The organism is Demequina sp., assembly GCF_024642165.1.
Taxonomy (GTDB): Bacteria; Actinomycetota; Actinomycetes; order Actinomycetales; family Demequinaceae; genus Demequina.
Genome location: NZ_JAHEBP010000014.1, coordinates 1 through 3,700 on the forward strand (window position 1 = coordinate 1; position 3,700 = coordinate 3,700).

3 protein-coding genes and 1 pseudogene are annotated in these 3,700 nt (G+C 72.4%); 2 read left to right on the forward strand and 2 right to left on the reverse strand.

Annotated elements, in window-relative coordinates:
- Positions 1–461 (reverse strand): annotated as a pseudogene (locus Q0L54_RS02445) (hypothetical protein); the annotation flags it as partial.
- A gap of 142 nt (positions 462–603) precedes the next feature.
- Between Q0L54_RS02445 and Q0L54_RS02450 the strand changes: the two are divergent.
- Positions 604–1,467 (forward strand): A/G-specific adenine glycosylase, encoded by an 864-nt coding sequence (locus tag Q0L54_RS02450; protein WP_296665282.1) that lies wholly within the window; start codon positions 604–606, stop codon positions 1,465–1,467.
- A 39-nt stretch (positions 1,468–1,506) separates the two neighbouring features.
- Here the strand turns inward: Q0L54_RS02450 and Q0L54_RS02455 are convergent, their stop codons facing one another.
- Complete coding sequence (locus tag Q0L54_RS02455; protein WP_296665226.1) at positions 1,507–2,520, reverse strand: aldo/keto reductase; 1,014 nt, start codon at positions 2,518–2,520, stop codon at positions 1,507–1,509.
- A gap of 206 nt (positions 2,521–2,726) precedes the next feature.
- Here Q0L54_RS02455 and Q0L54_RS02460 point away from each other — a divergent pair, with 206 nt between their 5' ends.
- Positions 2,727–3,650 (forward strand): DUF559 domain-containing protein, encoded by a 924-nt coding sequence (locus Q0L54_RS02460; RefSeq protein ID WP_296665228.1) that lies wholly within the window; start codon positions 2,727–2,729, stop codon positions 3,648–3,650.
- Positions 3,651–3,700: the final 50 nt, after the last annotated feature.

Here is a 3,700-nt window from a genome sequence, read left to right on the forward strand (position 1 = left end):
GCGTCGCCCGAGGTCACCATCAGGGTGGTGTCCTCGCCGGCGGCATCGAGCACGCACGGCACGCTCCCCACTTGCGTGATGGTCACCGCGAACACGGGATCGGCGTCGGCCGCGACGGTGAACGGGTCCGCGGTCATCGTGAAGTCGAGGTCGGCGTCGGTGCACGCGATCGTGGCGGCCGGGGCCTCAGCGTCGGGCGTGGCCGTGGGGGACGCCGTGGGGGCCGCCGCCTGAGCAGCGGCTGAGGCCGAGGCGGATGGCGCCGCCGAGGAGTCGCCGGCGTCGGGGGCCGCGGCGGCGGTGGGGGCCGCGGCGGCCGCGGCCTCGTCGGTCGCGGTCACGGCTCGCACCACGAGCCACGCGAGGAGGACCAGGACGGTGAGGGCGGCGAGCACCACGAGCCGTCGACGCCAGTAGACGTCGGGCGCCTGGTTGCCCACGGGACGGCTGAGACCCTTCACCGCGGCTCCTTTCCCGTTCGCCTTCACCGTAGCCACGCGTGCCGCTGGGATGATGGACGGCATGCCGTCCGCGCCCAAGAATGCCTCCCCGACCGCCGGCGGCGACGCGCGCGCCGTGCTGCCCCAGGCCGCTGACCAGGCGATGGTCGACGCCGTCCGGGCCTGGTATCGCGAGACGGGCCGGGACCTGCCGTGGCGGGATGGCCGCACCTCGCCCTGGGGAGTGCTGGTGAGCGAGGTCATGCTCCAACAGACCCCCGTGGTGCGGGTAGAGCCGGTGTGGCGCGCGTGGATGGAGCGGTGGCCCACCCCGGCTGACTTGGCCGCCGCGGAACAGGCCGATGCGGTCCGCGCCTGGGGCCGGCTGGGCTATCCCCGCCGCGCCAAGCGACTGTGGGAGTGCGCCCGCGCGATGGTCGAGCGTCACGGCGGCGAGGTGCCCGCGTCCCTCGAGGACTTGCGGGCGCTTCCGGGAGTGGGCGAGTACACGGCGGCGGCGGTCGCATCGTTCGCGTTCGGCAGGCGTGCCGTCGTGCTGGACACGAACGTGCGCAGGGTGGTGGGCCGGGCATGGGGCGCCCTGGCGCTGCCGGCCGCGCATCAGACGGCGGCCGAGCGAGCGCTTGCGGCGTCTCTGGTCCCGGCGGCCGACGCCGACGCCGCCGAATGGGCCGTCGCATCGATGGAGCTGGGGGCACTGGTGTGCACGGCGCGCGTGGCCCGCTGCGACGAGTGTCCGCTCGCGGGCACGTGCGCCTGGCGGGCCGCCGGCAACCCCGGCCTCGAGGCCGCGCCACGGCGGACTCAGCCCTGGCACGGCACCGATCGCCAGGTGCGCGGCCGGATCATGGCGCTGCTGCGGGCCGCCACGGCGCCCGTCGACGTCACCGGCCACGTCACGCTCGAGGATGTCGACCCGGGCCAGCTGGACCGCTGTCTCGAGTCGCTCGTGGTCGACGGCCTGGTGCGGCTCGCGTACGCGGACCGGGGCCTCTACTCGCTGTAGGCCTCGCGCGACGCCCGCCGCCGCATCGTCCCGGCGCTCTCAGCCGTTGTGGGTGCCGTGGACCGCATACTCCTCGATGGCGTCGATCTCCTCGTCGGTGAGTGCCGGGAACGCCAGCGCCTCGACGTTCGCGCGCAGCTGGGCCGCCGAGGACGCGCCCACGAGCGCGGACGTGACCCGGCCTCGACGCAGCACCCACTGGATCGCGAGCTGGGCGAGGCTCTGGCCACGGCCTACCGCGATCTCGTTGAGCGCGCGCGTGCGCTCGAGGTAGGTCTCGGTGATCTGCTCCTCCCGCAGGAACTGCGAGTGGGTGATGCGTGAGCCCTCGGGCACGCCGCGCAGGTAGCGGTCGGTGAGCATGCCCTGAGCGAGAGGGGAGAACACGATCGAGCCCACGCCGCCCTCGTCGAGCGCGTCGAGCAGGCCCTGGTCGGGAGTGCGCTCGTACATCGAGTACTTGAACTGGTGGATGAGCAGCGGCGTGCCCAGGTCCCGGAGGATGGCGATGGCCTCGCGGGTGGCGTCGGGGCCGTAGTTCGAGATGCCCGCGTACAGCGCCTTGCCCGATCGCACGGCCTGGTCGAGCGCCATCATGGACTCCTCGATGGGAGTGTCCTCGTCGGGCCGGTGGTGATAGAAGATGTCGACGTACTCGAGACCCATGCGGCTGAGCGACTGGTCGAGCGAGCTCAGCAGGTACTTGCGCGAGCCCCACTCGCCGTAGGGCCCGGGCCACATGTAGTAGCCGGCCTTGGTCGAGATGACGAGCTCGTCGCGGTAGGGCCGCAGGTCCGAGGCGAGGAGGCGTCCGAAGTTCTCTTCGGCGCTGCCCGGCGGCGGGCCGTAGTTGTTGGCGAGGTCCAGGTGCGTGATGCCCATGTCGAACGCGGCGCGCACGATCTCGCGCTGGGTCTCGAGCGCGTGGCCGTCCCCGAAGTTGTGCCAGAGGCCAAGGCTCACGGCGGGCAGGCGCAGGCCCGAGCGTCCCGAGCGGCGGAACTCCATGGTCTCGTAGCGGGCGGAATGGGCCGAATACGGGTCGTGGGTCATGCCGTTCACCCTACGCGCGCGTCGCCCGCCGATGCACCCGCGCGAACTCTGAGCGCCGGCGCTGCAATGCGGTGCACCAGTGCGCGATTTCCTGTCTAACCGTGCACTCATGTACCGATGCGCACGGTGGTTCGACACGGCGTCCTCCTCCACGGCACCCAGGCCCACCCATCGACCGCGAGCGCTTTGCGCCGATCCTGGCTCCCATGAGCGGTCGCAGCGCAACGGACGCCCGCATTGGGCAGCTGGTCAGCCAGCGGCTACGCACGGAGCCCGCGCTGACACGCTCCGCGGTTGTCGGCGCCCTCGGGCGGCGCGGGCTCGAGCGAGCCGTGCGGAGCGGAACGCTCGCGTGCATCCTGCCCGGGGTCTACGTCGAGGCGGCCCGTCGCGACGAGCACCGGGTCCGATGCGCCGCCGTGGAGGCCTGGTCGGGCGGCCGTCTCCTGATCGGGGGCTCATCGGCGCTTCACCTCTACCACTCGCGATTCCCCGCCCCGGAGAGGGTCCATGCGATCGCAGGTCCCGATCATCATCCTCGTGCTCCCGCCTGGATCGCGGTGCGCCGGTCGGTGAGACCCGCGTGGACCTCCTGCCCGGAGGGAGTACGCAGCCTCGTCGCAGAGGATGCCGTGCTGGACGCCTGGGTGCGGGCCGATGCGCGCGATAGAGCAGCGGTGCTGTACGAGGCGCTGTGGTTGAGGATCGCCGGGCCGCGGCGGCTGATGAACGCGGCCGCAAGGTTGTCGAGGCTCCCGGACAGGCGGCGCTTCGATCAGATCATGACCGACTTCACCACCGGGGCGACCTCTCCGTCAGAGGTGCGCGCGCGGCGAGACGTGTTCACGGGCCGCGCGTTCCGTGAGCTCGAGTGGCAGGTGTCGCTCGTCGTCAGGGGCCGGCGGCGCACCGCGGACGCACTGCATCGGCGGGCGCGCGTGGTGGTCGAACTCGACGGCGCGGCCTTCCACACCACACGGCGGCAGGTGGCGCGGGACCGCGAGCGTGATGCGGACTTCGCAGCCGAAGGCTGGCTGACCGTCCGGTTTTCGTTCGGCGACCTGCGCGACCGGCCCGACTGGTGCCGCCGGACCTTGGCGGCGATCCTGGAGCGCCGCCACCGGGCTTAACTCGGTACATGAGTGCCCGGAACTAGCCGAAAGCGAGCACCCATGTACCG

Excerpts from the sequence above, each read along its gene's own strand:
- Q0L54_RS02450 (WP_296665282.1), top strand. The coding sequence starts at position 604 with ATGGTCGACGCCGTCCGGGCCTGGTATCGCGAGACGGGCCGGGACCTG.
- Q0L54_RS02455 (WP_296665226.1), bottom strand. The coding sequence starts at position 2,520 with ATGACCCACGACCCGTATTCGGCCCATTCCGCCCGCTACGAGACCATG.
- Q0L54_RS02460 (WP_296665228.1), top strand. The coding sequence starts at position 2,727 with ATGAGCGGTCGCAGCGCAACGGACGCCCGCATTGGGCAGCTGGTCAGC.